This window comes from Bacillus fonticola (assembly GCF_012955605.1).
Lineage (GTDB): Bacteria > Bacillota > Bacilli > Bacillales > JC228 > Bacillus_CG > Bacillus_CG fonticola.
In genome coordinates, this window is the sequence record NZ_CP052135.1 from 2,453,479 (window position 1) to 2,478,560 (window position 25,082).

The following is a 25,082-nucleotide window of genomic DNA, read 5'->3' on the forward strand; positions in this document are numbered from 1 at the left end:
AATCCCCGGATATGAGCGTTAATCCCGGGATATGAGCGTTAATCCCCGGATATGAGCGTTAATCCCGGGATATGAGCGTTAATCCGGGGATATGAGCGTTAATCCCCGGATATGAGCGTTAATCCGGGGATATGAGCGTTAATCCCGGGATATGAGCGTTAATCCCCGGATATGAGCGTTAATCCCCGGATATGAGCGTTAATCCCCGGATATGAGCGTTAATCCCGGGATATGAGCGTTAATCCTGGGATATGAGCGTTAATCCCGGGATATGAGCGTTAATCCCCGGATATGAGCGTTAATCCGGGGATATGAGCGTTAATCCCGGGATATGAGCGTTAATCCCGGGATATGAGCGTTAATCCCGGGATATGAGCGTTAATCCCCGGATATGAGCGTTAATCCGGGGATATGAGCGTTAATCCCCGGATATGAGCGTTAATCCCCGGATATGAGCGTTAATCCCCGGATATGAGCGTTAATCCCCGGATATGAGCGTTAATCCCGGGATATGAGCGTTAATCTTTGGAAGTGGGCAGCGTGATTCTTACCACAGGCACAAAGCTGCTCACAAAGTAAAAAAGCTTCCTCAACGTCCAGTACGACAAAGAGAAAGCTTTTATTCGTGTATGACCCGTACGGGATTCGAACCCGTGTTACCGCCGTGAAAGGGCGGTGTCTTAACCGCTTGACCAACGGGCCAGCTGGCGGAGAAGGAGGGATTTGAACCCTCGCGCCGCGTAAACGACCTACACCCTTAGCAGGGGCGCCTCTTCAGCCACTTGAGTACTTCCCCATAATTTGGCTCCGCAGGTAGGACTCGAACCTACGACCGATCGGTTAACAGCCGATAGCTCTACCACTGAGCTACTGCGGAATGTATAAATATTACATCAAAAATAGAGCATTTTAAAAAAAGGATAATAATGGGCCTGAGTGGACTCGAACCACCGACCTCACGCTTATCAGGCGTGTGCTCTAACCAGCTGAGCTACAGGCCCATATGGAGCGGGTGATGAGAATCGAACTCACATCATCAGCTTGGAAGGCTGAGGTTTTACCACTAAACTACACCCGCGTTATGAATGGGGCGACTGATGGGAATCGAACCCACGAATGTCGGAACCACAATCCGATGCGTTAACCACTTCGCCACAACCGCCACAGAATTCAAAAAATAAATGGTGGCTCGGGACGGAATCGAACCGCCGACACATGGATTTTCAGTCCATTGCTCTACCGACTGAGCTACCGAGCCAAAACTGGTTTTCAGCTTTCGCTAAGCTTCGAATTTCATTGTCAGCTCCTTCACTCACATCCTCACGTATATAAAATACGCTCCGGTGTTCATGCCAACAGGATGTTGGTGGGCTAAGCGTTGCAACAGGACGTTGCGCTTTTAGCTTAGCTTCCTAAGATAGCTTCCTCGACCTTCTCACTTGTCGAAATCCTTTTACACTGTAACAATGTATTTTTCGCAGTATGAAATCCACTTAAAATGGCGGTCCGGACGGGACTCGAACCCGCGACCTCCTGCGTGACAGGCAGGCATTCTAACCAACTGAACTACCGGACCCCATTGTTCCAGCTTCCGCTAAGCGACGAATCTCTTCGTCAGCTCCTTCACTCACATCCTCACGTATTAAAACGCTAAGGATGAAAGGCTATAAAATCGCGACGTCCTGTCGCAACGCCTTTCTGACCCACATTGTGTGGGCTCCCAGTGTATTGGAGCTTCCTCGACCTTCTTGCTTATCGAAACCCTTAAAGTATTAAATAGTATATTTGGTTGCGGGGGTAGGATTTGAACCTACGACCTTCGGGTTATGAGCCCGACGAGCTACCAGACTGCTCCACCCCGCGACGATATTAGTTTTCGGCTTCCGCTAAGCTTCGAATCTCTTCGACAACTCCTTCGTTCACATCCTCACGCACACTAGTGCGCTCCGGTGTTCACTCCATCGTTTCCTCGACCTTCTCGCTTATCGAACCCTTTTACATTAAAATAGTGTTTGTCAGTTTTCAACATCTTTAACACTGCCCACTATTTCAATAATATAAATGGAGGAGGAAGAGGGATTCGAACCCCCGCGGGCTGTTACACCCCTGTCGGTTTTCAAGACCGATCCCTTCAGCCAGACTTGGGTATTCCTCCGTATGAAAAGTGGACCTTGTAGGACTCGAACCTACGACCGGACGGTTATGAGCCGTCTGCTCTAACCAACTGAGCTAAAGGTCCGTTAGTAGCGGCGGAGGGGATCGAACCCCCGACCTCACGGGTATGAACCGTACGCTCTAGCCAGCTGAGCTACACCGCCATAAGAAACGATAAAAACAAGGATAATATGGTGGAGCCTAGCGGGATCGAACCGCTGACCTCCTGCGTGCAAAGCAGGCGCTCTCCCAGCTGAGCTAAGGCCCCAAGATTGTCTCTATAAAAATGGCGCGCCCGAGAGGAGTCGAACCCCTAACCTCCTGATCCGTAGTCAGACGCTCTATCCAATTGAGCTACGGGCGCAAAAACTATTGAATTACTGGTACCGAGGGTCGGACTCGAACCGACACGGTGGGAACCCACCCCAGGATTTTAAGTCCTGTGCGTCTACCTATTCCGCCACCCCGGCGTTACGAAAGAGCGGAAGACGGGATTCGAACCCGCGACCCCCACCTTGGCAAGGTGATGTTCTACCACTGAACTACTTCCGCATTAATGCGGGTGAAGGGACTCGAACCCCCACGTCACAAGGACACTAGATCCTAAGTCTAGCGCGTCTGCCAATTCCGCCACACCCGCATTGCATTATGAAAAATGGTGAGCCATGAAGGACTCGAACCTTCGACCCTCTGATTAAAAGTCAGATGCTCTACCAACTGAGCTAATGGCTCATGCCAACAGGATGTCGGTAGGTTAAGCTCTATGCTTAACTTCATTAAAGTACCTGTTCCACAAGATGTATAGTGGTGCCGGCAAGAGGACTTGAACCCCCAACCTACTGATTACAAGTCAGTTGCTCTACCAGTTGAGCTACACCGGCGTGCTGTAATGTTGAAAATGGTGGAGGATGACGGGATCGAACCGCCGACCCCCTGCTTGTAAGGCAGGTGCTCTCCCAGCTGAGCTAATCCTCCATTTTTAAATCAGACATCATCTATTATACAGCTTATCAGATGTTTTGCAAGATATTTTTTTATCTTAAGATTCTGTTGAAAGCAAGTTAACTGGTCAAAATTATGTAGAATGTTGACCTCGTTTGTCTTTTGAGGACGAGGATTACTATATCATCTCTAGTAATCGATTGCAAGATCATTTCTTGTTTTTCTATGAAATCTTTCATGATGAGGGAAATCCTGCATAGAGTGTATGAAAAGATTTGTTTGTGAGGTGTCTTTATTGGTGACCATTCTCGCTTTTGTTATTTCTTTCGTGATGTCCATCTATTTGTTCACTGCAACGTTCCTTTATGGTGTCTCGTCCAAGAGAAACGACATTGGTACAGGACACTTTACGTTCACTCTCTTCGGTGCGTTTTTCTTCTCAGCTATGTGCTACGTGTTCCTCCCTGTACCTTAAGGGAGAAACACTTTTATGATGTCGTTAAGGAAAATACGTACCCTTCCTCAATATGTGTTTTGTTTCCTATGGAGAGGGTGGTTTCTTCTTTTTTCACCCCACCTAGACTCTTATAAAACTGCCTCGATTTATTTTCTTGAAGTACCCATACAAGCATTTGCTTATAGTTCTCCCTCTTCAACGCCTCTTCTACTGCCTGTACAAGTTGTTTTCCCAGTCCTTGCTTTTGAGCTTCTTTTAGCACATAAATTGCATACAACTCTCCGTCGTACGGCAAACTAGACCTTTCCTTCCCACCAGAGGAGAAACCCACGATCTTCCCTTCTATCTCTGCGACAAATACGATACTCGTGTCCATTGCTAAAATAATTTCCCACCGCTCCACTCGCTCGTCTAGATCTAAAGTGTTTAAAAATGTTTTATCCACAATTCCGGTATACGTCTCGTGCCAAGATAGAACGTGCACTTCCGCGATACCTTGAGCATCCTCTCTTTTCGCCTTCCTGATCATTTACATCCCCTCTTTCTTGCTCATCCAATTCGACATGTGTACTAGGCAACCTTCATAATGTAGAAGGAATTCTTTACAACTGTCTAGAAATCATATTAACACCAACATATATGGAAGGTAGATACGATGGAATTTTCCTTGGAAGTATTACTCAAGTTAGGTATTACCGCAGCTTTAGGTTTGGTCATTGGTCTAGAACGTGAAATAAAGCGAAAACCTGTTGGTCTTAAAACGTGTCTCGTTATTAGTATCATGAGTTGTTTACTGACGATTGTTTCTATTGAAACAACATATGATGTCGCTGCACGACCTGAAATTAACGTTACGATGGATCCACTTCGTTTAGCGGCACAAATTGTATCAGGGATTGGTTTTTTAGGTGCGGGGGTTATCTTAAGAAAAAGTAACGACAGCATCCTTGGGCTCACAACCGCAGCGATGATTTGGGGAGCAGCTGGGATTGGTATAGCAGTCGGGGCAGGGTTTTACTATGAGGCGATTGCTGGTGTTATACTTTTGATTATTAGTGTGGAACTTTTGCCATACTTGTTCAGCTTAATCGGACCTAAGCAGTTGAGGGAGAAAGAAATCTTACTGCAGGTAACGTTAAACCACCCCTCGAAGATCTCCACAGTACTTGGAGTGTTTGAAAAAGCGGACATGAACATCGAAAACGTCCGTATTAAAGATTTACCTGATAGTTTACACCTCCTACAACTACGCCTTTCTGTTGATTTTCGTCAGCGGACAACAGAAGTGTACGAGATGGCTGCTAGTATCAATGGTGTACAGAGCGTAGAAGTTGAAAGCTTGTAGTAACACTGTCAGTCGTTCTTTAACATGACTTGCTAGCGAACGAACATTTTCTTCTTGAAACATTCTAACAAATATAGTATGATTTTGCTGTCTTGATCACGGGGGCTTAGCTCAGATGGGAGAGCGCTTGCATGGCATGCAAGAGGTCGTCGGTTCGATCCCGATAGTCTCCATCAATACTTTACGCAAAAAACGGCAGAGATGTCGTTTTTTTGTTATGTAAATGAAGACCTGAAATGGGCAAAGCTGAAGGGCAAGGAGAACATGAATAATTCCGGTCTGGATTTTTCATTCCACCTGACCATGCAAAAAAATCGATACGTCAACATCTACGACTCGCTCCTTTGTTTGAACACTCTACGCTTTGACCATACTAGGAATACGTAACTTTTTAGTAAGGATCGATGCTATGGGTTGGTATAAGCAATTTATTCGTTGGCCTGTTGTCGGCAGAATATTATTAATCGGTGTAGGGTTAGTCTTAACGTTTGGTATTCTCATTCATCTTGTAGAGCCAGAAACATTTCCATCTATTATGGTGGGTATCTATTGGTCATTAATTACAGCTTCAACAGTAGGATTTGGAGATTACGCACCCGTGACCACAGCAGGCAGAGTGCTCTCAATGGTGCTTATATTAATGGGAGCGGGCTTTATTTCTGCATATTTTATTGGTTTAGCTACTCTCACCGTCACATGGCAAAACAACTTGCTAAGAGGCTACCATCCTTATAAGGGGAAGGATCATATGATTGTCATTGGTTGGAACGAGCGCACTCGCTATTTATTTGAACAAATGAAGGCCTCGAAGTTAGACCATAAAGTAGTGTTAATCGATGAAAGTCTTGAAGAAACACCGGATAAATCATTGCCCATTCATTTTGTTAGGGGGAGACCTAGTATTGACGGTGTGTTACGCCGCGCTAACTTAGAAGAAGCATCCGTTGTCTTGATTACATCAGATCCTACAAAAGATGAACTACAAGCGGACATGTCGTCTATTTTGACTTTGTTAGCCGTTAAGGGAAATCGTCCGGATGTGTATTGCATGGTGGAAATTTTAACCGAAGAGCAAGTTCCTAATGCGAAGCGTGCAGGAGCAGATGAAATTCTTGAAACGAATCACCATGCTAGCTACATTATGGCAAACTCTATTTTCTCACGCGGCATGTCTGAGCCACTATCTCTTTTACTTGATCAATTGCGTGGGAATAAAATGTATTTTCGTCAAGCGCACGAAAATGAAGTGGGAAAATCATTTTTTGAATTAGCCGAGGAGCATTTAGAGCAACATACTCTTCTTATCGGGTACCGCAGAGGGAAGGATACAGAAATTAATCCGCCACTCGCGACGACCATTTACCCACAAGACGAGCTTCTTATCATATGTCAAAGAACTGAATGAATTAGAGAAAAGCGTTCGCAGCATAAGGTTTTTTCGCGAACGCTTCTTGCCTTTAGAGCAGTCGATTCTCCACTTCCTTCACAAGTTCTTTACCAAGATCCACATAATCATCAGGAAAATCTGCATCTTTATCGACTGGCTCCTGAAATTGGTTGAATGATGCACCGAAGTTTCCGACGAATGCGTGGTCATCCAACCCACGCTGGTATTTATGTGACAACAAAAGTGGGCGACCGAATTCAACTGTTGCTCCATAAGAATCAAGTTGCCCATCCACTGCTCTAATCGGTAAACGCAGAAACTGATATCCAACACGATCGTCAATTTTATAATCAAAATAACCGTGATCATACTCCCAGTTATCACCGATAGAATATCCCATTTCCTTTAGTTCCTGCTCCAGTTTATACAGCTGAAAGTGCTTCCCTTCTAGCTTCGATGGAATTTCAATCATTTCTTTTCCTCCCTTGCTTACTCATTTTGTTTTTAGTCTGCACAAAATTGATTTATTTTACAGAAGGCAAAATCCTCCTCATTACGGGGTACGTCCAGCATTATCTGCATACAAAAAAACCTACACCGCCAAAATAACAGCGATGTAGGGTCCTTTTATTCTTCATTCGACAATCTTTTCTCAAGCTCAACTTTTTCTTTTTCAAATCCAGGTTTCCCGAGAAGAGCAAACATGTTCTTTTTGTATGCCTCTACTCCCGGTTGGTCAAAGGGATTAACACCTAGCAGATAACCACTTACTGCACAGGCTTTCTCGAAAAAGTAGACGAGGTAGCCAAAAGTGTAAGGATCCAATGCCGGAATTTCAATGACGAAGTTCGGTACTCCCCCATCTGTGTGAGCGAGTAACGTGCCTTCAAACGCTTTTTCGTTTACAAAGTCTACGGTCTTACCTTCTAGATAATTCAATCCATCAAGGTCATTAGGATCGTTCTCAATACTTAGCTCATGACGTGGTGATTTCACTTTAATGACCGTTTCAAATAAGTCTCTCCGTCCCTCTTGAACATATTGACCTAACGAATGCAGGTCTGTAGAGAAGTTAGCAGAAGAAGGAAAAATCCCTTTTTGATCTTTTCCTTCACTTTCACCGAAAAGCTGCTTCCACCATTCAGAGAAGTATTGAAGACCTGGTTCGTAGTTAATCAACATTTCAATTGTCTTTCCTTTGTTATAAAGAGCATTCCTAGCTGCTGCGTATTGGTAGGCTAAGTTCTCCGATAGTTCCGCAGAAGAGAAGTCTTCGCGTGCCTTAGCCGCACCATTTATCATCGCATTGATATCGATTCCAGCTGCGGCGATTGGCAACAAGCCAACTGCAGTTAAAACAGAATAGCGACCGCCGACATCATCTGGAATAACGAATGACTCATAGCCCTCTTCCGTTGCGAGCGTCTTTAAAGCCCCTTTTGAAGCATCTGTAGTGGCAAAAATGCGTTGTTTTGCATCCTCTTTACCGTAACGATCTTCCAAAAGCTTGCGGAATATACGAAATGCAAGTGCAGGTTCTGTCGTTGTTCCCGATTTTGAAATAACGTTTATAGAGAAATCTTTTCCTTCTAAAAGGTCCATCATGTCTCGCATATAAGTGGAGGAAATATTGTTTCCAACGAAAATCACTTGTGGCGTGTGCCGCTTATTCTTAGGCAATTCGTTATAAAAGCTGTGTTGGAGCATTTCGATTGCAGCGCGAGAGCCGAGATAGGAACCACCAATTCCAATAACAAGCAGTACCTCTGAGTGTCCTTGAATACGTTTTGCCGCAGCTTCAATGCGTGCAAATTCTTCGCGATTGTATTCTTTCGGTAAATCAATCCATCCTAAATAATCGCTTCCCGCTCCTGTTTTTTCATGAAGAGAATGGTGAGCAGCCTTCACTGCATCTTGTAAATAATCAAGCTCATACGATTGTAAAAAGTCACTCGCCGTTTTGTATTGAAATTGAATATGTGACATCGCTAGCCTCCGTTATGTATTGATTCGCTTTCACTTTACCGAAACCGCATGACGGAATCAAGCATGCTCCTAACTGCAAGCGGTTTCTTATGAAAAAATTTACTTTAAGCTTTTTCCACCAACAAGGACCAGACCGCTATTGCGACCTGGTCCTTTACCTTAAATATCTTTCCTTATAAAGACGCCTTCAAAATAGCGACAACATCTTCCTTTTGAAGTTTTTGGAAGTTGCCGAATGGACCGTTTGCCATCGCTTTGTCTGCCATAGCGTCTACTTTTGAATCATCAATATCGTAATGTGCTAATTGCTCCGGTGCACCAATAGAAGACCAGAATACGCGTAATTTTTGAATACCTTCCAGTGCAGTTTCTTCATCGGTTTTGCCGGTTGGATTTACATCAAACACGCGAACAGCCAGTTGCTTGTAACGTCCAACGTTCGTTTGTAGTGTGTGTTTCATCCAATTCGGGAACAGAATGGCCAAACCTCCAGCGTGCGGGATGTCGTACACAGCAGAAACGGCGTGTTCGATATTGTGTGACGCCCAATCACCACGGTAACCGACTTGAAGCGTACCGTTTAAGGCCACTGTCCCACTATACAAGATCGTTTCGCGAAGATCATAGTTCTTTAAGTCTTTAACGAGCTTTGGTGCTGCTTCCATCACTGTGCGCAACGTTCCTTCAATCATACGGTCTTGAAGGGGAGTGTTCTTGACATTATGGAAGTACTGTTCAAATAGATGGCTCATCATATCGACAACACCATACACAGTTTGATCTTGCGGTACTGTAAATGTGTTCTGAGGGTCTAAAATAGAGAACCTTGGAAATACAAGCGGACTTCCCCAGCCGTATTTTTCATTCGTTTCCCAGTTTGTAATGACAGAGCCAGAGTTCATTTCACTACCTGTTGCAGCCAAAGTAAGAACCGTTCCAAAAGGCACTGCTTCAGTTGGAATGTGCTTCTTCGTCACTAAATCCCATGCATCACCTTCATACTTCGCGCCAGCAGCAATTGCCTTCGTACAGTCAATAACACTACCGCCACCAACGGCAAGAATAAAGTCGATTCCTTCTGTTTTGCAAATGTCTACACCTTTCCGAACAGTCGCTATACGCGGATTCGGTTCAACACCTGAAAGCTCATGCACTGTCGCACCAATTTCTTTCAAGTAAGACACTGTTTGATCGTAAAGTCCGTTTCGTTTAATACTACCTCCACCGTAAACGAGTAGCACGTTGTTTCCGTAGCGGGGTACCTCTTCTTTGAGCTGTACAAGTTGATCTTTGCCAAAGATTAATTTCGTTGGATTGTGATATGTAAAATTCTCCATTCATTTCCCCTCCTTATGTTATAGGGTCATTATCCAGTATTTACAGTACCGATGCAAAAGATGTGATTCAACTGGTTTGTTTAAACCAATATGTAAATGTTGGGAGGCAGTATAAACAAATGGCCGCTGTAAATGATAAGAACGAACCCATCTTACTAAAAGGAGGGCATACGAATGAGTGGCATTCAACGTACTGCATTAGTTCTTACTATTATTGGTGCGATTAACTGGGGGCTTATTGGTTTTTTCCAATTCGACCTCGTTGCAGCCATTTTCGGTGGTCAAGCTTCCGGACTGTCCCGTATCATCTATGGACTTGTTGGACTCGCAGGAATCATCAATCTCGGGCTCTTGTTCAAGCCATCTGAAGAAGTGGCAAGAGAACCTGAATCACGACCGACACCGTAACACTGGAAATAGATCTTGTAATAAGGTCACCAAAAAGCTTATTGGTTATGGAGCAGTTCTATTCTCATATTCATGAATAGAACTGCTCTTTTTATTTGTGTAACGCACAAATAAAAGAGACGCACTATTTACTTTAGCGCGTCCCTTATCTATTTGCTTACACACCAATTGAAATATACTGTATCTCAAGAAAGGCATCCAGTCCTGCTTTCCCACCTTCTCGCCCCATTCCACTTTCCTTCATTCCACCAAATGGGGCTTGAGCTGTGGAGGGGGCTCCATCATTAACGCCGATGATGCCAAACTGTAATTGTTCTGGAATACGCCAGCTATTTGTTAAAGAAGTCGTGTATACATAGGCGGCCAGTCCGTATGGCAAACTGTTTGCGCGCTCAATCGCTTCCTCGTCCGATTCCACAACTGCAATCGGTATGACTGGTCCAAAGGTTTCCTCCTGCATGCAGAGCATGTCATCCGTCGCTCCTAAGATCAACGTCGGAGAAACGTATAGTCCAGTTTGCGAAGATGCGGTAATAATAGTGGCACCTTTAGACTCAGCATCCTCAATATGGCAATTTACCTTTTTCACAGCCTCCGTATCTATAAGTGGACCAACCGCTGTTCCCTCAGCAAATGGATCTCCAACGACGAGCTGTTTTATTTCTTCTTGCAGCCTTTGCACTACGCGTTCTGCTATCGAATTATGAACATACACCCTGTTTGTACAAATACACGTTTGCCCTGCGTTACGGAATTTCGATTGCATCAGACCGGCAATTGCTTGCTCCACGTCTGCGTCTTCACAAATGAGAAACGGCGCTTGTCCACCGAGTTCGAACGAGCATGCCTTCATTGTGTCTGCTGCTTGCCTCATAAGAAGCTTTCCAACCTCAGTCGATCCCGTAAAGGTAATCTTTCGCACACGATCATCTTTCAGCCATGCTTCACCAATCGTTTGCGCATCACCTACGATGAAATTGACGACACCCTGCGGAAAACCTACTTCCTCCATTCCTTTTGCTAGTAACATAGCTGTTAAGGGAGTTTGTTCCGCTGGCTTCACAACCACAGTGCATCCCGCAGCGAGAGCCGGTGCCAGTTTACGTGTAATCATTGCAGCTGGAAAATTCCAAGGAGTAATAGCAGCCACAACACCAATAGGTTGCTTACGGACGAGAATTCGTTTGTTTTCGTGTTGAGAAGGAATCGTTTCTCCATAAACACGAATTGCCTCCTCCGCGTACCATTTTATAAAAGAATTTGCATAGCGTACTTCACCGAGTGCCTCTTGAAGCGGTTTTCCTTGTTCAGAGGTCATCACTTTAGCAATTTCCTGCTCGTTTGATTGAATGTGATCGTGCCATTTCATGAGGAGCTCTGCGCGTTCGTATGCAGTCATTTTAGACCAAGTAGGAAGGGCATCGTGCGCAGCAGTTACTGCTTCTTGCGCTTCCATCTTCCCCCCGACTGACACAGTGCCTACTTCTTTATCCATAGAGGGGCTTGTCACTGAAAGTTGTTCACTCGTTTTCTTCCAAGAACCGTTAATAAATAGATCAAAATGCACGTTAACCTCTCCTTCCGTACTATGAACTACTTGTTTTTATGCATGCATTGTAGCATTTTTTACCTTTCTTTACCGAGCTTAACCGAGATGATAGGCATCTTCTTTGTGTGTGTGGAACTATCCTACCAAAAAAACGCGACTCAAAAGGAGCCGCGTTTTCCATCTTGTTCAGGCACTAAGCACACGTTGAATACGCTCAATCGCCCAGTCTAATTCTTCTTTCGTAATAACGAGCGGTGGAGCGAAACGAATCACTGTGTCGTGTGTTTCTTTACAAAGCAAGCCTTCTTCTTTTAGGGCCTCGCAATATTTACGTGCTGGTTCAGTTAGTTCAATTCCGATAAATAAACCTTTTCCGCGCACATCATTAATAATCGGATTTTTAATTGTTCCAAGCTGCTCTTGGAAATAAGTACCGAGCTCTAATGAACGTTCTGCCAGCTTCTCTTCTTCTAATACTTCAAGGCTCGCTACAGATACTGCACATGCCATCGGATTTCCACCAAATGTGGACCCGTGCGAACCTGGGTTGAATACGCCTAATACGTCCTCATCTGCACACACGCACGAGATTGGGAACACGCCGCCACCGAGAGCTTTCCCTAAAATATACATGTCTGGAGTTATGTTCTCCCAGTCACAAGCGAAGCGTTTTCCAGAGCGTCCAAGACCTGCTTGGATTTCGTCGGCGATCATAAGTACGTTTTGTTCTGTACAAACGTCGCGAACTGCTTGAAGAAAGCCATCTTGAGGGATGTTGATGCCCGCTTCTCCTTGAATCGGTTCGAAAAGGAATGCTGCAGTGTTTGGTGTGATAGCTGCTTTTAGTGCTTCAACGTCTCCGTATGGAATAAGTTTAATTCCCGGAAGCATTGGCCCAAACCCTCTTTGGTACTCCTCGTCCGAAGATAGAGAAACAGCAGTCATCGTCCGCCCATGGAAGTTCCCTTCGCAAGCGATGATTTCAGCTTGGTTTGCTGGCACACCTTTCACGTCATACGCCCAACGACGCGCAGCTTTCACCGCTGTTTCCACAGCCTCAGCACCTGTATTCATCGGAAGTGTCATTTCCTTGTTCGTAAAGGTAGCCATTTTCTCATACCAAATTCCTAATTGGTCATTGTGAAATGCACGGGACGTTAAGGTGACACGGTCTGCTTGATCTTTCAAGGCTTCAATGATTTTCGGATGGCGATGGCCTTGGTTAACAGCAGAATACGCACTTAACATGTCCATATAGCGATGACCTTCAGGATCCTCCACCCAAACACCTTCTGCTTTTGAAATGACGATTGGAAGTGGTAAATAGTTTCTTGCCCCATACTTCTCCGTCTTAGAAATCATTTGTACCGTTTTCGTTGTCATACAAAACAAACCTCCTTTATCTTCATTGTATCGAGGACCGCGACGAAACAAAAGCATTTAAAGTAAATTTCCGCCACATATTTCCTCACTCACTTTTACACGATCACTTCCGGTTTCCTAATCATGCACGATCAAATAAAAATACCTCTCCCTGAATTGGGAGAGGTGTCATTGTCATTACTTTTTAATTAAATCTTGACGCTCTGATTGTTCGATCCACTCAGTCAGTTTGTCACGTAATGTATTGAATCCGCCAGCTTCCTCTGTTTTCACAGCAGCTTGACGCTTACGTGGTGCACGCTTTTTCTCTGGTTGTTGCTGAACGGGTGCGTCTTGAGTGGCGCGCATGGAAAGAGAGATCTTTCCTTTCCCTTCGTCAACTGACAGTACTTTCACTTCCACTTCGTCACCAACAGAAAGATGCTCATTCACGTCTTTTACGTAGCCGTGTGTGATTTCAGAAATATGCACAAGTCCTTGCGTTTCTTCATCTAAAGCAACAAACGCTCCGTACGGTTGAATACCGGTTACTTTTCCTGTTTGCACTGATCCTACTTCAAAATTTGTCATATGTTAACACTCCTATATACTTTTCCTTTTAGACGCATTTGTAAAGTATAACACAGCCCCTCTTGACTGACAAAGGAATTTGTAGGAATGTAAAATGGAAACATAGATGAGACATGTTTAAAATTATAAAACGCTGTCTAAAATGGGGATAAGGCTTTCTAGTATTCCCCCTTTTTTGACAACGTTGGTGACAGCGTTGTCTTTTTTTGTGCACAAAAAGTCTATTTCATCAACCAATATGTTATTTTCACTGCGTAAAAGGAGCGGATTAACGAATGAGTCAATCACCACTCTCTGTTCTATGGCACAAATACTCTGGAGAAAAGCCGTCTGCCCCGTTAACAATCGTGTGTTTACATGGTTTTTTGGCGAGTCGCATAAGCTTTGATCTAATACTTCCTTCACTTCAGAAGCTAGGCGATGTTTGTACGATTGATTGGCCGCCATTTGGAGAAAGCGAAAAACCTATGCGTTTTCAGTACTCGACAAGCTCCATTGCACAAACCATCGCAGCAGTAATTGAACATGTTCCGACACCCCTTCTTCTATTTGGGCATTCTATGGGCGGACAGCTGGCACTCAGGTTAGCCAGCTTGCCACAAGTGAAGCCAAAGGTTGTTGGAGTAGTCACCGCGGCTAGTTCTGGTTATATGGAGAGATTCCCAAGAAAGTTACGTGCGCTAACGTATCTTCCTTTTGCTTCGTACATTGCACAAAAGCGACTAGAAAAAACCGGGGTAAGAGGTAATTTAGAAGTTGTACTCCACGATCAAAGGCACATCACAGAAGAGTTGATTAGAGCATATGAGGCACCTTTTCAACAACGACGTATCTTCCAAGGGATACTTCGAATGGTTCGTCATCGCGAAGCAGATTTATCTACCGCGGAACTGCGGAATATTAAAGCCCCCGTGTTACTCTTGTACGGTAAGCATGATCGAGTAATACGTGAGACCGTCGTCCAGCGCTTTGCAACCGACTTGCCGAACGCGACAACATCACCTATTGAGGCTGGACACTTAATTCTAGAAGAGCAACCAATCGAATCCTTTCATCGCTTAGTCGATTGGATGCACAAGACCCCTTCTTTAACATCCTTTGTCCACGATATTTCTTAACTCAGTAGCCACAGTTAGACACGACCCTAATGGGGGGGCTTGTTCAAACGAAAAGGAAAAAACTTGTTGAATCGTTTTAGCAAGTTCCCCAACAGAAGTAGCATCTCTTGCTGCCTGCAAACAGTCTGCAATTTCCGGATCATAGTTACCTGAACCTAATTGAAAAGGGTCCCATTCGTTTAAAATGTCCACCATTTTTTCATAAGCACGTTGATTTTCCATTAGCAGTCCCTCACTTTGTTTCTTTATATCATAAAATCGCCCATGAATAAGGCATATCGTTTTCCATATCCATATACACTAACGTTGAAACTACAACGAACACGCATAATCCGTCAAGCCTCTTCCTGTTCACACGTCAAGAAAGTCCGTGCACTAATTATATAGATGCTAGATAGGATGTTGTATAGGGAATCAACTTTGTTTGATCGTTTGATGGTTCGCAAAGACACCTATTCTGTGAAATGGGATACTACTCCAGAATTATTTCAGTATCAAGAGGATGACTTATTACCGATGTAAGTTGAGGAGTGGCTATCCTTCGTTTTTCCGACGCAAATCAAGGAAAAAGAAAAAAGGACAAAGCGGCGTGGCTTTGTCCTTACTCTTTCTCTTGTTCAGTTTCAGCCTCTTCCGTGCCTTCTTGGTCAACAGGTTCTCCGTTCTTTGAAATCTCTCCGCATGCAATCCGCGCACCTGCATTGCCAGCAGGCTGACTCATTCCATCGTCTGCCAGCTCATGGATAACGAGAGACGTCCCTTCTGTTGTATACAAAGTCGTTTTTCCTTCAGCTAAAGTCGCTTGAGGCGCTGTTAACTCGACATTCACTACACCTTGATCATCTGCTATCACGTTAGGAAGGTCCCCAGCATGTGCACCTTCTGGATTCAATAGACCATGACTTTTATCATCCGGATTAAAATGATTGCCAGCAGATTCAAAATCTGGCCCTTCACAAGAGCCCTTTTCATGAAAATGAACCGCATGCTCACTCGGTGGTAAACCTTCTAGGTCAAACGTCATATCAACACCAGACGCCCCTTCTTCCATCGTAACTACACCAAGTGAGTCTCCGTCCGGGTTTACGACATCAACATTTAATTTTTTAGGATTTCCTCCAGTAGCACATCCTGCTACAAAGAGGACCGTACAGCTACATACTAAGAAACCAACTGACCGCACAACCATAACAATCCCCCTACATACGGCAAGAACTTTCTTAGTAGTGTGGTCAGTTGCTTTTCTTTTTAAACACGTTTTCTATAATCGTTTCTGTTCTTCCTCAGCTTGCAACTGTTGTTCAAACAATTTCGCTTCCTTTTCCTGCTTACGGTTAATGCGGATAATCCACATCATCGTCAGCACAGCAAACACGAAAAAGATTCCGAAGCTAATGGCAGCCGGAATGTACTCGGATTTGTCTTCTGGGAAGTACAAAAAGAGCCCAAGTATCCATGGGGGTACACTTGGCATCGTGCATCACCGCCTTTCAAAAGTAACTACTACTAACTAGTATAACAAACGAGACTCTTTCTCCAAACATTGCTTGTGAAGAAGTGATGACATGTTAATTTAATTCATAATTGGACGGACTTTCGTCATCACGACTTTTTCCATCGGTTGATCTGTTGGCAATGTTGGAAGGTCAGCAATTTTATGTACGATATCCATTCCTTCAACTACTTGTCCAAACACTGTGTGACGGTGGTCTAACCAAGGGGTTCCGCCAACTTCTTTGTATTTTTGGATAGCTTCTGCTGGGTATCCTGCTCTATCAAGATCGGCAGCCATTTGTGGATTCAGCTCACTATTTTGCACAATAAAAAATTGGCTCCCATTTGTGTTTGGACCAGAATTCGCCATTGAGAGTGCTCCTTGGAAGTGGAACAACTCTGGTGAAAATTCATCTTCGAAAGGGGCACCGTAAATACTTTCCCCGCCTGTTCCGTTTCCACTTGGGTCTCCACCTTGAAGCATAAACTGCTTAATGATTCTGTGGAAAGTAAGACCGTCGTAATAGCCGTTTTCACAGTGAGTTACGAAATTCTTAACCGTTTTTGGTGCCTGATTTCCGTAAAGGGCGATGATCATATCCCCATGATTCGTTTCCATTTTCACTTTAACCGTTTCATTCGTTTGATCGATTTGCGGGTAGCTCATTGTGTTACCTCCATTTTTTCGTGGGGGCGACCCACTTTGTTCTGCACGTAAATTAAAGATAAAGGAACCACGCTGCAATCTCGCCGTCCATGGCGCAACGCTTGGTACTCAATTACGGGCACAGATAACGCTATTTTACCTTACCCATCATCTCAGTGCAAAAGTATAGACCCTTGCAGTTTTCCCATCTCTTTCGTAACGTAGTAAGAAGTAGGACTATTTTTAAGGAGTGGACTCATATGCAAATAGGAGATCTGGTCACAGCGCCGTATAAAACTGGGGTTTATATTGGTGAGGTTACACAGTGGAGTGAATCACGTGCTACGGTTCGTGTTTTAGCAGTCAAAAAGCATCCTAAGCAAGGGGATCTTCACAACCCAAATCAAACAAACGTCCCTTTCTTTCATGAGCGAAAAGCTTTGAGTTTCCGTGAACAAACGAACGTGCCCCCGCAACAAATAAAAGCTTACGAAGGTGACGTTCCAGACTACTACGCTTCTTTACAACATGCTCTAGACACGTATGAGAACAAGTTGAGACAAACTGAATCCCCATATGCTCGGCAAGCCCTCGATTGCTTACTGAACTTAAAAAAAGCCTACTTCCGTTCTTAAGAAGTAGGTTTTTTCATTCTGAACTCACCAATAGGGACATCCATCCCCTTTTCAAATGCTAAAAGGAAGCGTATAATTTTATTTAGCAAACCGAAATATAAGACAATCAAAGAAGGTGGAAAGGATTACGGTTAGAAAAAGAAATCTACGCGTCATGTTTATGGCAAACTTTTTAGTAGCAGGAAGTGCCACGATGGTCATGCCGTTTCTTTCCTTGTACATTGAAACATTTGGAAACTTTAGTGACGAATATGTGCAGAGATGGGCTGGCTTCGTGTTTGGAATCACCTTTTTGATGGCGTTTTTAGTCTCTCCCATCTGGGGGCGCATTGCCGATCGAAAGGGCTATAAACCCATTTTAGTTATTACAGGGTACGGAATCGCAACAAGCATCTTTTTAATGGGCTTTATGGAGTCTGTAGCAGGTTTATTTTTTCTTCGGGTGTTTATGGGGATTGTTACTGGCTTTATTCCAACGTCTCTTGCTTTTATTTCAAAACAAACACCGAAGGAAGTTGCCGGCAGGACATTGGGAACTTTGCAAATGGGCACCGTCTCCGGCGGATTACTCGGTCCGCTTATTGGAGGAGCACTCGCAGATAGTGTCGGATTCTCCTACACGTTTATTATTACCGCGACTGCGATTATCATTTCGACGACCATGGTCCTATTTTTGACAAAAGAAGTAGAGCTTGAAGAAGATGAAAAGGAAAACCAGAAGCATTATACACGAAAAGAAGTGCTGCAATTTATTTTACAGCACCGTGTATTGTTTACCTTAATGCTTCTCTCAACATTAGTTCAAGTTGCTAACTTTAGTGTGCAACCACTGCTCGCCTTATACGTTGCCGAATTGACGAATGCAACCAATGTAGCACTTTTAGCAGGGTTTGCCTTTTCCGCAACCGGTTTCGGAAACTTACTAGCTACTCGAAAGTGGGGAACATTAGGAGATCGAATTGGCTATGAAAAAGTTCTTCTTATTTTGTTGTTAGCCGCATCCTTATTGTTTATCCCACAGGCTTTTGCAAACGCCTTATGGCAACTCGTCTTAGCTAGGTTTTTATTTGGTATGGCAATTGGGGGCATTATTCCTTGTGTCACAGCGTATGTTCGCCAAGTGGCCCCGCAACGAATGCAAGGGGAATTACAAGGTTACACAGTAAGCTTTCGTTTCCTCGGTAACGTCATTGGACCTGTTATGGGGGGAGTTATCTCCGGATGGTTTGGCATACAATCGGTTTTCTTCGTGACGAGCGCTTTATTTTTCACAGCATGTTGTGTATTGTTTTGGAGCGTTCGCCACGAGGAAAGTCAAGAAACTTTGGCTCATAACTCCCGATCGATATAACTTATGAAGAACCCAACATCTGTAATGATGTCGGGTTCTTTAAGTTAACCTACCCAACAATGCGCACATACTCCCTTGAGCGCATCCTTTTTGGCGGGAGAGGCCTTTCGAAATTTTCCCCCACTTCTGTACTTAGCGGGATCGGTTGCAATTGACCGTCTTGTTGAAGGCCTCTTTCGTATGAAATTTCTTGTTGTGAATTGACAAACCAGCCACCTAGAAACAACACAGAAAAGAGGGTGCCACTATACAAAATCTTTTTCATATAAGCATCACCTATTGCTCAGTTTGCTCTTTTTTATACGTATTTATGCAAAGTTTTTTTCGAATTCACGCCGTCTTCTTACATATTTAATAACAAAACGGGAACCCTTGTGTAGACTGTGTTTCATCCATGCAAGCTTTTTTTATTTACGTTATAATGTGTCTAAGATCAACTTATAGTGGCTACTTTACATAGTTACAGATGCACTACATCCCCGCACTTTTATAAACATTTGCAAAAGTAATTTTCACATAAGGATTGGATGATAAGGAGGGTGTTCGTTTGACATTACTTCATGTGGCAATTCTGTTGCCATTTTTATTTGCCATTTTCGTACCTCTGCTGCGAAAGTACATGCCTCAAGTACACACAGGGTGGTTTGTGCTACTTGTACCCGTCACGCTTGTGGTCTACTTTAGTCAATTTCTAGAGGTAACAGGTAATAATGAAGCCATTTTAGAAAGTGTACCGTGGATTCCTGCACTTGATATTTCCTTTGACGTTTATATTGACGGATTAGGTCTTTTGTTTGCCCTTCTCATTACTGGGATCGGGGCACTCGTAGTCCTTTACTCTGTTTACTATTTGGACAAGCATAAAGAATCTTTACATACCTTTTATGTGTATTTATTGCTCTTTATGGGCGCTATGTTAGGGGTTACACTTTCCGATAACGTCATCGTTTTGTATACGTTTTGGGAATTGACGAGTATCTCCAGTTTTCTATTAATTGGGTACTGGAACCATAAAGACGGTTCTCGTTATGGGGCGCAAAAGTCGATGCTTATTACCGTCTTCGGCGGACTCGCCATGCTCGGTGGTTTTATCATGCTCTATCTCATGACGGGTACTTTTTCGATTCGCGGAATGGTGGAGCAGTCTGAAGTCATTTTTGCTCAACCACTATTTATCCCAGCGATGCTACTCGTTTTACTTGGAGCATTTACAAAATCAGCTCAGTTTCCGTTTCACATTTGGTTACCTGACGCCATGGAAGCTCCTACACCTGTTAGCGCATATTTACACTCTGCCACGATGGTTAAGGCGGGCATTTACTTAGTCGCTCGTATGAGTCCTATCTTTGCCGAGTCTGGTGTTTGGCTCTGGCTCGTTGGTGGAGTCGGAATTGTAACGCTTTTCTGGGGCTCTTTTAATGCGATTAGACAAACGGATCTAAAGGGAATTTTAGCTTACTCTACAATTAGCCAACTCGGTTTGATTATGAGTTTACTTGGAATTGGTGCTGCTGCTTTGCAAAATGACGGCGGCGAAAATATTTATATTGCTGCTACTGCCGCAGCTGTTTTCCATTTAATCAATCACGCCACCTTTAAAGGATCACTCTTTATGGTCGTTGGAATTGTCGATCATGAGACAGGTACCCGGGATATCCACCGATTAGGTGGCTTAATGACCGTCATGCCGATAACGTTTACGCTCGCTATGGTCGGTAGCTTCTCGATGGCAGGACTTCCTCCGTTTAACGGATTCCTTAGTAAAGAGATGTTTTTTACCGGAATGGTTAACGTGCTAGAAATGGACTTTTTCTCGCTAGAAACATTCGGATTTTTGTTCCCCGTGCTAGCTTGGATAGGAAGTATTTTCACGTTTGTTTACAGCATGCGCTTATTGTTCAAAACATTTACAGGCGACTTACAAAGAGACAAGTTGGAGAAAGAGCCGCATGAAGCTCCTTTCGGAATGCTCATTTCCCCGCTTATCCTTGGGTCACTCGTTGTTATCTTTGGATTTTTCCCAAACATCTTGTCCATTAACATTATTAGGCCAACAATGGCTAGTATTTTACCGTCCCTTATTACACAAGGAGAAACGTTCCAAGTAGACATTTTCTTTTGGCATGGGTTCACGGTAGAACTGTTCATGACCCTTGGTGTTATTACAGTTGGTACGTTGTTGTATCACACATATCCGAAGTGGAAGCGTGTGTACAATGTCATTCCAAAAAGCTTGGAACTTAATTCGTTTTACGATTCAGGTATGCACCATATGCAACGTGGGGCGCTGAATCTTACACAGGGCGTGATGACAGGCTACATACGGAACTATCTTGTAGCTATGTTTATTTTCATAGTTGGTTTGCTTGCTTTCGTGCTAATTGATACAAAGTCATGGAATGTCACGACAGAGAATACTGCGCCTATCGGAGTATATGAGGTCATTTTAGCTATCGTGACTGTTGTAGCAGCCATTACGATCCTGTTTGCAAAAAGCCGCCTCACAAGCATTATTGCGCTCGGAGCTGTTGGATACGCAGTGTCCCTTTTCTTTGTATTGTTTCGAGCACCAGATCTTGCTTTAACGCAGCTCGTCATTGAAACGGTCTCTGTGGCTCTTTTCTTACTTTGCTTTTATCATCTACCGAAGCTTGGTCGGAATGAAGAACGCATGAGATTCCGTTTTACGAACGCAATCGTCTCTGTCGGTGTAGGAGCGATTGTCACCATCATTGCCCTTGTTGCCCAAAGTGAAAAACTATTTGACTCTATCTCTTCGTACTATATTGAAAACGTGTACGAAAAAGCAGCAGGGAAAAATATGGTCAATGTCATTCTCGTAGACTTCCGTGGTTTCGATACACTGTTTGAGATTGCTGTCCTTAGTATTGCCGCAATGGGGATTTACGCGATGATTCGTCTACGTCTTGCAAGGAGGAATGAAGAGTCATGAGAACAAATGATATTATTTTTCAAACTGTCACCCGTGTCGCCGTATTTCTCATTGTTCTCTACTCTTTGAATTTGTTTTTCGCTGGACACTACACACCCGGTGGAGGATTTATTGCAGGCCTCATGACAGCAGCAGCCATCGTTCTTTTGTTGTTGGCTTATGACATCAAAACCGTCGTAAAGATCTTACCGATCAATTATATTTCGATGGTTGGAATCGGATTACTTTTAGCAGTTGGGACTAGTGTATCAGCCATCTTGTTTGGTAAACCATTTTTAACTCATGCATATGACTACTTCCAACTCCCTTTACTTGGGAAACAAACATTGCACACTGCAGTTGCGTTTGATACCGGTGTATATCTCGTCGTAGTCGGCGTAACGTTGACCATTATTCAAACGATAGGGGAGAGTGAATAGTGGAAATTTTAATGTCTTTTGTCATTGGAACCTTGTTTATGTGCGCCACCTATCTCATGTTATCTAAAAGCTTGTTACGAATTATTGTAGGAACAGGATTATTGTCTCACGGAGCCCATCTCCTTATTTTAACAATGGGTGGACTGAAAACGGGTGCGCCTCCCATACTCGTAGACGGTACGGAAGCGTACACAGACCCTCTGCCACAGGCGCTAATTTTAACGGCCATCGTCATTAGTTTTGGTGTGACTTCATTCATGCTTGTATTAGCTTACCGGGCGTATCAAGAACTGGGGACGGACAACATGGAACGATTGCGAGGGAATGAAGGCAATGATTAACTTACCGATCTATCCAATATTGATTCCTTTACTAACTGCCGTTGTCCTCATGTTCTTTCCGACAAAGATAAGATGGCAGCGAAGTATATCCGTAGTTGGCTCACTCGTTACACTAGGGGTTAGTGTGTGGCTTCTTTCCGAAGTAATAACTGAAAGAGTGATACCATTATATTTAGGAAGCTGGGAAGCTCCGTATGGTATAACGTTGGTAGCCGACGGTCTTGCGAGTTTGCTCGTCTTAACTTCGAGTATCATTAGCTTCACAGCTTTACTGTATGCGTTTCGAACAATTGGGGAAGAACGAGAACGTCATTTCTTCTATCCTGTCTTTCAGTTTTTGCTCGTAGGCGTAAATGGGGCCTTTTTAACAGGGGATATTTTTAACTTGTTCGTCTTTTTCGAGGTCATGCTCATGTCTTCCTATGTCCTGCTCGTTTTAGGAGGAACGCGTGTCCAGTTGCGAGAATCTTTGAAGTATATTTTAGTGAACGTCATTTCATCAGCCTTATTCGTCTCAGCTGTTGCGTATCTGTATTCGGTTACAGGAACGCTTAATATGGCAGATTTAGGTCAAAAGGTTGCTGACAGTGGGCAACCAGGTATTCTTACCGTGATCGCAATTTTGTTTCTGATCGTTTTTGGTATGAAAGGTTCCTTCTTTCCACTTCACTTTTGGTTACCAGGTTCCTATAACGCACCACCCATTGCGATACTCACCGTATTCGGTGCGTTGCTAACAAAAGTAGGCATTTACTCTATTTTGCGTACATATACGATCATTTTTCCGTACGAACCCGAGATTACCCATGCCATTTTAGGGACTTTATCTATTTTGACTATTCTTGTAGGGGTGATTGGAGCAATTGCCTATTGGGACGTCAAAAAGATTATCATTTACAACATTATCGTAGCAGTGGGTGTCATTGGCTTTGGCATTTCAACGGGAACAGAAACTGGCATCTCCGGATCTATCTTTTATATCATTCACGACATGCTCATCAAAGGAGCGTTATTCCTCTGTATCGGTATGCTAATGAAAGTGACGGGGACAAGCGACCTGAAAAAAATGGGCGGTGTTATCCGTGAATTCCCAGGACTTGGATGGACATTTTTCGTTGCGGCACTTTCACTTGCAGGGATCCCGCCTCTCAGCGGATTTGTAGGCAAACTACTCATCGTACAAGCAGGCTTTGAATCTGGCCAATACGTTGGATCATTCGTTGTCCTACTTTCCAGTTTACTTGTGTTGTTCTCAGTAATGAAAATCTTTTTAAACGGGTTTTGGGGTCCTCCACACGAGGTACATGCAACGAAACATGCTATTCGTCCATTACTCGTCCCTGCTATCCTACTCGTCGCTCTTGCCAGCTTCTACGGAGTTGGAACTCAATTCATAGAGCCGATCATTGCACAGGCTACAGAAACGCTAATCAACCCATCCATTTACATTGATGCGGTCTTAAAGGAGTAATGTCGGATGGCTTTTCAAATTTTACTCAACGTCTTGCTAGCATTTGTCTGGATGCTGTTACAAGTGTCGTTTGATGGGGCAACGTTTGTGATTGGTTACCTGCTTGGCTTGTTCATTTTGTTTGTGTTTAGACGTTTTTTCCCTTCTCGGTTTTACATAGGGAGAGTCATTGCCATTGTGCACCTGCTTCTCGTCTTTTTGAAAGAATTGGTGCTGTCTAATGTCGATGTGTTAAAGCTAGTCTTGAAGCCGAAATTGGATATTCAACCAGGTATCTTCGCTCTCCCTATAGAGGTAAAGAAGGACTGGGAAATTACTGTGCTCGCCAATCTCATCACATTGACTCCTGGAACACTTGTCATTGACGTAGACGATGGGATTTTATACGTGCACGCCGTTGATCTTCCTAATGTAGAAGAAGCCATTCAAGGGATTAAAGATTCGTTTGAAAGATTAATCCGGGAGGTGAGCCGATAGTGACCTTAGACTTCTTTTTACAGCTATCTCTTCTACTCATTTCGATTGCTATGCTCGGGTTTGTCTATAGACTAATTATAGGACCGACGACTCCAGATCGGGTCGTTGCTCTTGATGCCATCGGGATTACATTAGTCTCCATGGTAGCTATATTGTCAATTTTGCTCGACACAAACGCCTTTTTAGAAATTATATTGCTAATAGGGATTTTAGCGTTTATCGGAACCGTTGCTTTTGCTAAGTTCCTCGAGAAAGGAGTCGTGATTGAACGTGACCGTGATCATTCCTAGTCTCGTTGGCTTCTTTGTGGTTACTGGTGTTATCCTAACTTTAGTATCTGCTATCGGTGTCGTTCGATTACCTGATGTGTACACACGAAATCACGCCGCCTCGAAAAGCGCAACACTCGGAGTTATGTGTGTACTACTTGGTACATTTATTCACTTTTATGCAGTTGAAGGACAGTTTAACTCACGTGTACTATTGAGCATCGCATTTATCTTTCTAACAGCTCCAGTTGCGGGGCACTTGATCAGTCGTGCCGCTTATTACTCTGGTGTAAAGCTGTGGAAAGGCAGTAATCACGATGATTTAAAGCAAAAGATAGAAGCTCGTCAACGATCTAATGAATAGTCCCATTTAAAAGGGAAGTGAGACCT

At 43.8% G+C, this 25,082-nt stretch carries 26 protein-coding genes and 21 tRNA genes; 15 read left to right on the forward strand and 32 right to left on the reverse strand.

All coding sequences use genetic code 11. From position 1 onward, the window contains the following. Positions 1–630 precede the first annotated feature (630 nt). The 21 genes from HHK01_RS12050 to HHK01_RS12150 form a co-directional block, all read right to left on the reverse strand. A tRNA-Glu gene (locus HHK01_RS12050) sits at positions 631–702 on the reverse strand. Positions 703–705: 3 nt separating this feature from the next. Next, a tRNA-Ser gene (locus tag HHK01_RS12055) sits at positions 706–796 on the reverse strand. Positions 797–802: 6 nt separating this feature from the next. Continuing rightward, positions 803–877 (reverse strand) — tRNA-Asn (locus HHK01_RS12060). Positions 878–927: 50 nt separating this feature from the next. Beyond that, positions 928–1,001: transfer RNA gene (locus HHK01_RS12065), tRNA-Ile, on the reverse strand. A 3-nt stretch (positions 1,002–1,004) separates the two neighbouring features. Next, positions 1,005–1,078: transfer RNA gene (locus HHK01_RS12070), tRNA-Gly, on the reverse strand. 8 nt (positions 1,079–1,086) lie between these two features. Beyond that, a tRNA-His gene (locus HHK01_RS12075) sits at positions 1,087–1,162 on the reverse strand. A gap of 20 nt (positions 1,163–1,182) precedes the next feature. Then, positions 1,183–1,258, reverse strand: a tRNA-Phe gene (locus HHK01_RS12080). Positions 1,259–1,499: 241 nt separating this feature from the next. Next, positions 1,500–1,576: transfer RNA gene (locus HHK01_RS12085), tRNA-Asp, on the reverse strand. Positions 1,577–1,786: 210 nt separating this feature from the next. Continuing rightward, a tRNA-Met gene (locus HHK01_RS12090) sits at positions 1,787–1,863 on the reverse strand. Between the two features lie 199 nt (positions 1,864–2,062). Continuing rightward, positions 2,063–2,155: transfer RNA gene (locus HHK01_RS12095), tRNA-Ser, on the reverse strand. Positions 2,156–2,165: 10 nt separating this feature from the next. Further along, a tRNA-Ile gene (locus HHK01_RS12100) sits at positions 2,166–2,239 on the reverse strand. Between the two features lie 5 nt (positions 2,240–2,244). After that, positions 2,245–2,318: transfer RNA gene (locus HHK01_RS12105), tRNA-Met, on the reverse strand. 28 nt (positions 2,319–2,346) lie between these two features. Then, a tRNA-Ala gene (locus HHK01_RS12110) sits at positions 2,347–2,422 on the reverse strand. A 19-nt stretch (positions 2,423–2,441) separates the two neighbouring features. After that, positions 2,442–2,518, reverse strand: a tRNA-Arg gene (locus tag HHK01_RS12115). A gap of 17 nt (positions 2,519–2,535) precedes the next feature. Next, positions 2,536–2,624 (reverse strand) — tRNA-Leu (locus HHK01_RS12120). Between the two features lie 10 nt (positions 2,625–2,634). Further along, a tRNA-Gly gene (locus HHK01_RS12125) sits at positions 2,635–2,706 on the reverse strand. A 5-nt stretch (positions 2,707–2,711) separates the two neighbouring features. After that, positions 2,712–2,794: transfer RNA gene (locus HHK01_RS12130), tRNA-Leu, on the reverse strand. 16 nt (positions 2,795–2,810) lie between these two features. Beyond that, a tRNA-Lys gene (locus HHK01_RS12135) sits at positions 2,811–2,886 on the reverse strand. Between the two features lie 73 nt (positions 2,887–2,959). Next, positions 2,960–3,035 (reverse strand) — tRNA-Thr (locus HHK01_RS12140). A gap of 18 nt (positions 3,036–3,053) precedes the next feature. After that, positions 3,054–3,129 (reverse strand) — tRNA-Val (locus tag HHK01_RS12145). A 455-nt stretch (positions 3,130–3,584) separates the two neighbouring features. Continuing rightward, a complete protein-coding gene (locus HHK01_RS12150; protein ID WP_170008025.1) occupies positions 3,585–4,082 on the reverse strand; it encodes a GNAT family N-acetyltransferase in 498 nt (165 codons plus the stop codon). A gap of 126 nt (positions 4,083–4,208) precedes the next feature. Here HHK01_RS12150 and HHK01_RS12155 point away from each other — a divergent pair, with 126 nt between their 5' ends. From HHK01_RS12155 to HHK01_RS12165, 3 genes are all read left to right on the forward strand, one after another. Next, on the forward strand, positions 4,209–4,898 hold the full coding sequence (locus tag HHK01_RS12155; RefSeq protein ID WP_170008026.1) for an MgtC/SapB family protein: 690 nt from the start codon (positions 4,209–4,211) through the stop codon (positions 4,896–4,898). Between the two features lie 100 nt (positions 4,899–4,998). Beyond that, positions 4,999–5,071 (forward strand) — tRNA-Ala (locus HHK01_RS12160). Between the two features lie 236 nt (positions 5,072–5,307). Continuing rightward, positions 5,308–6,303, forward strand: coding sequence for a potassium channel family protein (locus HHK01_RS12165; RefSeq protein ID WP_170008027.1), 996 nt, complete (start codon positions 5,308–5,310; stop codon positions 6,301–6,303). Positions 6,304–6,355: 52 nt separating this feature from the next. Here HHK01_RS12165 and HHK01_RS12170 read toward each other — a convergent pair whose 3' ends face one another. From HHK01_RS12170 to HHK01_RS12180, 3 genes are all read right to left on the reverse strand, one after another. Beyond that, positions 6,356–6,757 carry a YugN-like family protein gene (locus HHK01_RS12170; RefSeq protein WP_170008028.1) on the reverse strand — a complete coding sequence of 134 codons (402 nt, stop codon included), beginning with the start codon at positions 6,755–6,757 and terminating at the stop codon, positions 6,356–6,358. A 155-nt stretch (positions 6,758–6,912) separates the two neighbouring features. After that, complete coding sequence (locus HHK01_RS12175; protein WP_170008029.1) at positions 6,913–8,271, reverse strand: glucose-6-phosphate isomerase; 1,359 nt, start codon at positions 8,269–8,271, stop codon at positions 6,913–6,915. A 173-nt stretch (positions 8,272–8,444) separates the two neighbouring features. Continuing rightward, positions 8,445–9,608: an iron-containing alcohol dehydrogenase gene (locus HHK01_RS12180; protein WP_170008030.1), complete on the reverse strand. Its 1,164-nt coding sequence runs from the start codon at positions 9,606–9,608 to the stop codon at positions 8,445–8,447. Positions 9,609–9,782: 174 nt separating this feature from the next. On the opposite strand from HHK01_RS12180, the gene HHK01_RS12185 reads away from it, so the two are divergent. Beyond that, positions 9,783–10,016, forward strand: coding sequence for a DUF378 domain-containing protein (locus tag HHK01_RS12185; protein WP_170008031.1), 234 nt, complete (start codon positions 9,783–9,785; stop codon positions 10,014–10,016). Positions 10,017–10,173: 157 nt separating this feature from the next. Here HHK01_RS12185 and HHK01_RS12190 read toward each other — a convergent pair whose 3' ends face one another. The 3 genes from HHK01_RS12190 to yugI form a co-directional block, all read right to left on the reverse strand. Then, a complete protein-coding gene (locus HHK01_RS12190) occupies positions 10,174–11,583 on the reverse strand; it encodes an NAD-dependent succinate-semialdehyde dehydrogenase (RefSeq protein WP_228027566.1) in 1,410 nt (469 codons plus the stop codon). A gap of 168 nt (positions 11,584–11,751) precedes the next feature. Continuing rightward, entirely contained in the window at positions 11,752–12,948 is a 1,197-nt protein-coding gene (locus HHK01_RS12195; RefSeq protein ID WP_170008032.1) for an ornithine--oxo-acid transaminase, read from the reverse strand. Between the two features lie 177 nt (positions 12,949–13,125). Beyond that, positions 13,126–13,518 carry a S1 domain-containing post-transcriptional regulator GSP13 gene (gene yugI, locus HHK01_RS12200; protein WP_170008033.1) on the reverse strand — a complete coding sequence of 131 codons (393 nt, stop codon included), beginning with the start codon at positions 13,516–13,518 and terminating at the stop codon, positions 13,126–13,128. 275 nt (positions 13,519–13,793) lie between these two features. On the opposite strand from yugI, the gene HHK01_RS12205 reads away from it, so the two are divergent. Beyond that, complete coding sequence (locus HHK01_RS12205) at positions 13,794–14,636, forward strand: alpha/beta fold hydrolase (protein ID WP_170008034.1); 843 nt, start codon at positions 13,794–13,796, stop codon at positions 14,634–14,636. Here HHK01_RS12205 and HHK01_RS12210 read toward each other — a convergent pair. Then, complete coding sequence (locus HHK01_RS12210; protein ID WP_170008035.1) at positions 14,607–14,858, reverse strand: DUF1871 family protein; 252 nt, start codon at positions 14,856–14,858, stop codon at positions 14,607–14,609. The two genes, HHK01_RS12205 and HHK01_RS12210, sit on opposite strands and share 30 nt — an antisense overlap. 177 nt (positions 14,859–15,035) lie before the next feature. Here HHK01_RS12210 and HHK01_RS15800 point away from each other — a divergent pair, with 177 nt between their 5' ends. Continuing rightward, complete coding sequence (locus HHK01_RS15800; protein WP_265575544.1) at positions 15,036–15,158, forward strand: hypothetical protein; 123 nt, start codon at positions 15,036–15,038, stop codon at positions 15,156–15,158. Between the two features lie 79 nt (positions 15,159–15,237). Here the strand turns inward: HHK01_RS15800 and HHK01_RS12215 are convergent, their stop codons facing one another. The 3 genes from HHK01_RS12215 to HHK01_RS12225 form a co-directional block, all read right to left on the reverse strand. Continuing rightward, on the reverse strand, positions 15,238–15,825 hold the full coding sequence (locus HHK01_RS12215; RefSeq protein WP_170008036.1) for a superoxide dismutase family protein: 588 nt from the start codon (positions 15,823–15,825) through the stop codon (positions 15,238–15,240). Between the two features lie 72 nt (positions 15,826–15,897). After that, entirely contained in the window at positions 15,898–16,110 is a 213-nt protein-coding gene (locus HHK01_RS12220; RefSeq protein WP_170008037.1) for a hypothetical protein, read from the reverse strand. Between the two features lie 99 nt (positions 16,111–16,209). Next, complete coding sequence (locus HHK01_RS12225) at positions 16,210–16,797, reverse strand: peptidylprolyl isomerase (protein ID WP_170008038.1); 588 nt, start codon at positions 16,795–16,797, stop codon at positions 16,210–16,212. A 239-nt stretch (positions 16,798–17,036) separates the two neighbouring features. Between HHK01_RS12225 and HHK01_RS12230 the strand changes: the two genes are divergently transcribed. Both HHK01_RS12230 and HHK01_RS12235 read left to right on the forward strand, forming a co-directional pair. Next, positions 17,037–17,411 carry a kinase-associated lipoprotein KapB gene (locus HHK01_RS12230; RefSeq protein WP_170008039.1) on the forward strand — a complete coding sequence of 125 codons (375 nt, stop codon included), beginning with the start codon at positions 17,037–17,039 and terminating at the stop codon, positions 17,409–17,411. 160 nt (positions 17,412–17,571) lie between these two features. After that, positions 17,572–18,762 carry an MFS transporter gene (locus HHK01_RS12235; protein ID WP_322619370.1) on the forward strand — a complete coding sequence of 397 codons (1,191 nt, stop codon included), beginning with the start codon at positions 17,572–17,574 and terminating at the stop codon, positions 18,760–18,762. Positions 18,763–18,811: 49 nt separating this feature from the next. Here the strand turns inward: HHK01_RS12235 and HHK01_RS12240 are convergent, their stop codons facing one another. Then, on the reverse strand, positions 18,812–19,027 hold the full coding sequence (locus HHK01_RS12240) for a hypothetical protein (RefSeq protein ID WP_170008040.1): 216 nt from the start codon (positions 19,025–19,027) through the stop codon (positions 18,812–18,814). A gap of 282 nt (positions 19,028–19,309) precedes the next feature. Here HHK01_RS12240 and HHK01_RS12245 point away from each other — a divergent pair, with 282 nt between their 5' ends. From HHK01_RS12245 to mnhG, 7 genes are read left to right on the forward strand one after another with little or no spacing between them, the layout of a single operon-like run. Next, positions 19,310–21,715, forward strand: coding sequence for a Na+/H+ antiporter subunit A (locus tag HHK01_RS12245; protein WP_170008041.1), 2,406 nt, complete (start codon positions 19,310–19,312; stop codon positions 21,713–21,715). Next, on the forward strand, positions 21,712–22,134 hold the full coding sequence (locus HHK01_RS12250; RefSeq protein WP_170008042.1) for a Na(+)/H(+) antiporter subunit B: 423 nt from the start codon (positions 21,712–21,714) through the stop codon (positions 22,132–22,134). The genes HHK01_RS12245 and HHK01_RS12250 overlap by 4 nt, the downstream gene beginning before the upstream one ends. Then, a complete protein-coding gene (locus HHK01_RS12255; protein WP_170008043.1) occupies positions 22,134–22,475 on the forward strand; it encodes a Na(+)/H(+) antiporter subunit C in 342 nt (113 codons plus the stop codon). Before HHK01_RS12250 ends, HHK01_RS12255 begins: the two co-directional genes overlap by 1 nt. Further along, positions 22,468–23,946, forward strand: a complete 1,479-nt coding sequence (locus HHK01_RS12260) for a Na+/H+ antiporter subunit D (RefSeq protein ID WP_170008781.1) — start codon at positions 22,468–22,470, stop codon at positions 23,944–23,946. Before HHK01_RS12255 ends, HHK01_RS12260 begins: the two co-directional genes overlap by 8 nt. 6 nt (positions 23,947–23,952) lie before the next feature. Then, positions 23,953–24,423, forward strand: coding sequence for a Na+/H+ antiporter subunit E (locus HHK01_RS12265; RefSeq protein WP_170008044.1), 471 nt, complete (start codon positions 23,953–23,955; stop codon positions 24,421–24,423). 50 nt (positions 24,424–24,473) lie between these two features. After that, positions 24,474–24,713: a Na(+)/H(+) antiporter subunit F1 gene (locus HHK01_RS12270; RefSeq protein WP_170008782.1), complete on the forward strand. Its 240-nt coding sequence runs from the start codon at positions 24,474–24,476 to the stop codon at positions 24,711–24,713. After that, positions 24,694–25,056 (forward strand): monovalent cation/H(+) antiporter subunit G, encoded by a 363-nt coding sequence (gene mnhG / locus HHK01_RS12275; protein WP_170008045.1) that lies wholly within the window; start codon positions 24,694–24,696, stop codon positions 25,054–25,056. The genes HHK01_RS12270 and mnhG overlap by 20 nt, the downstream gene beginning before the upstream one ends. The last annotated feature ends 26 nt before the right edge of the window (positions 25,057–25,082 follow it).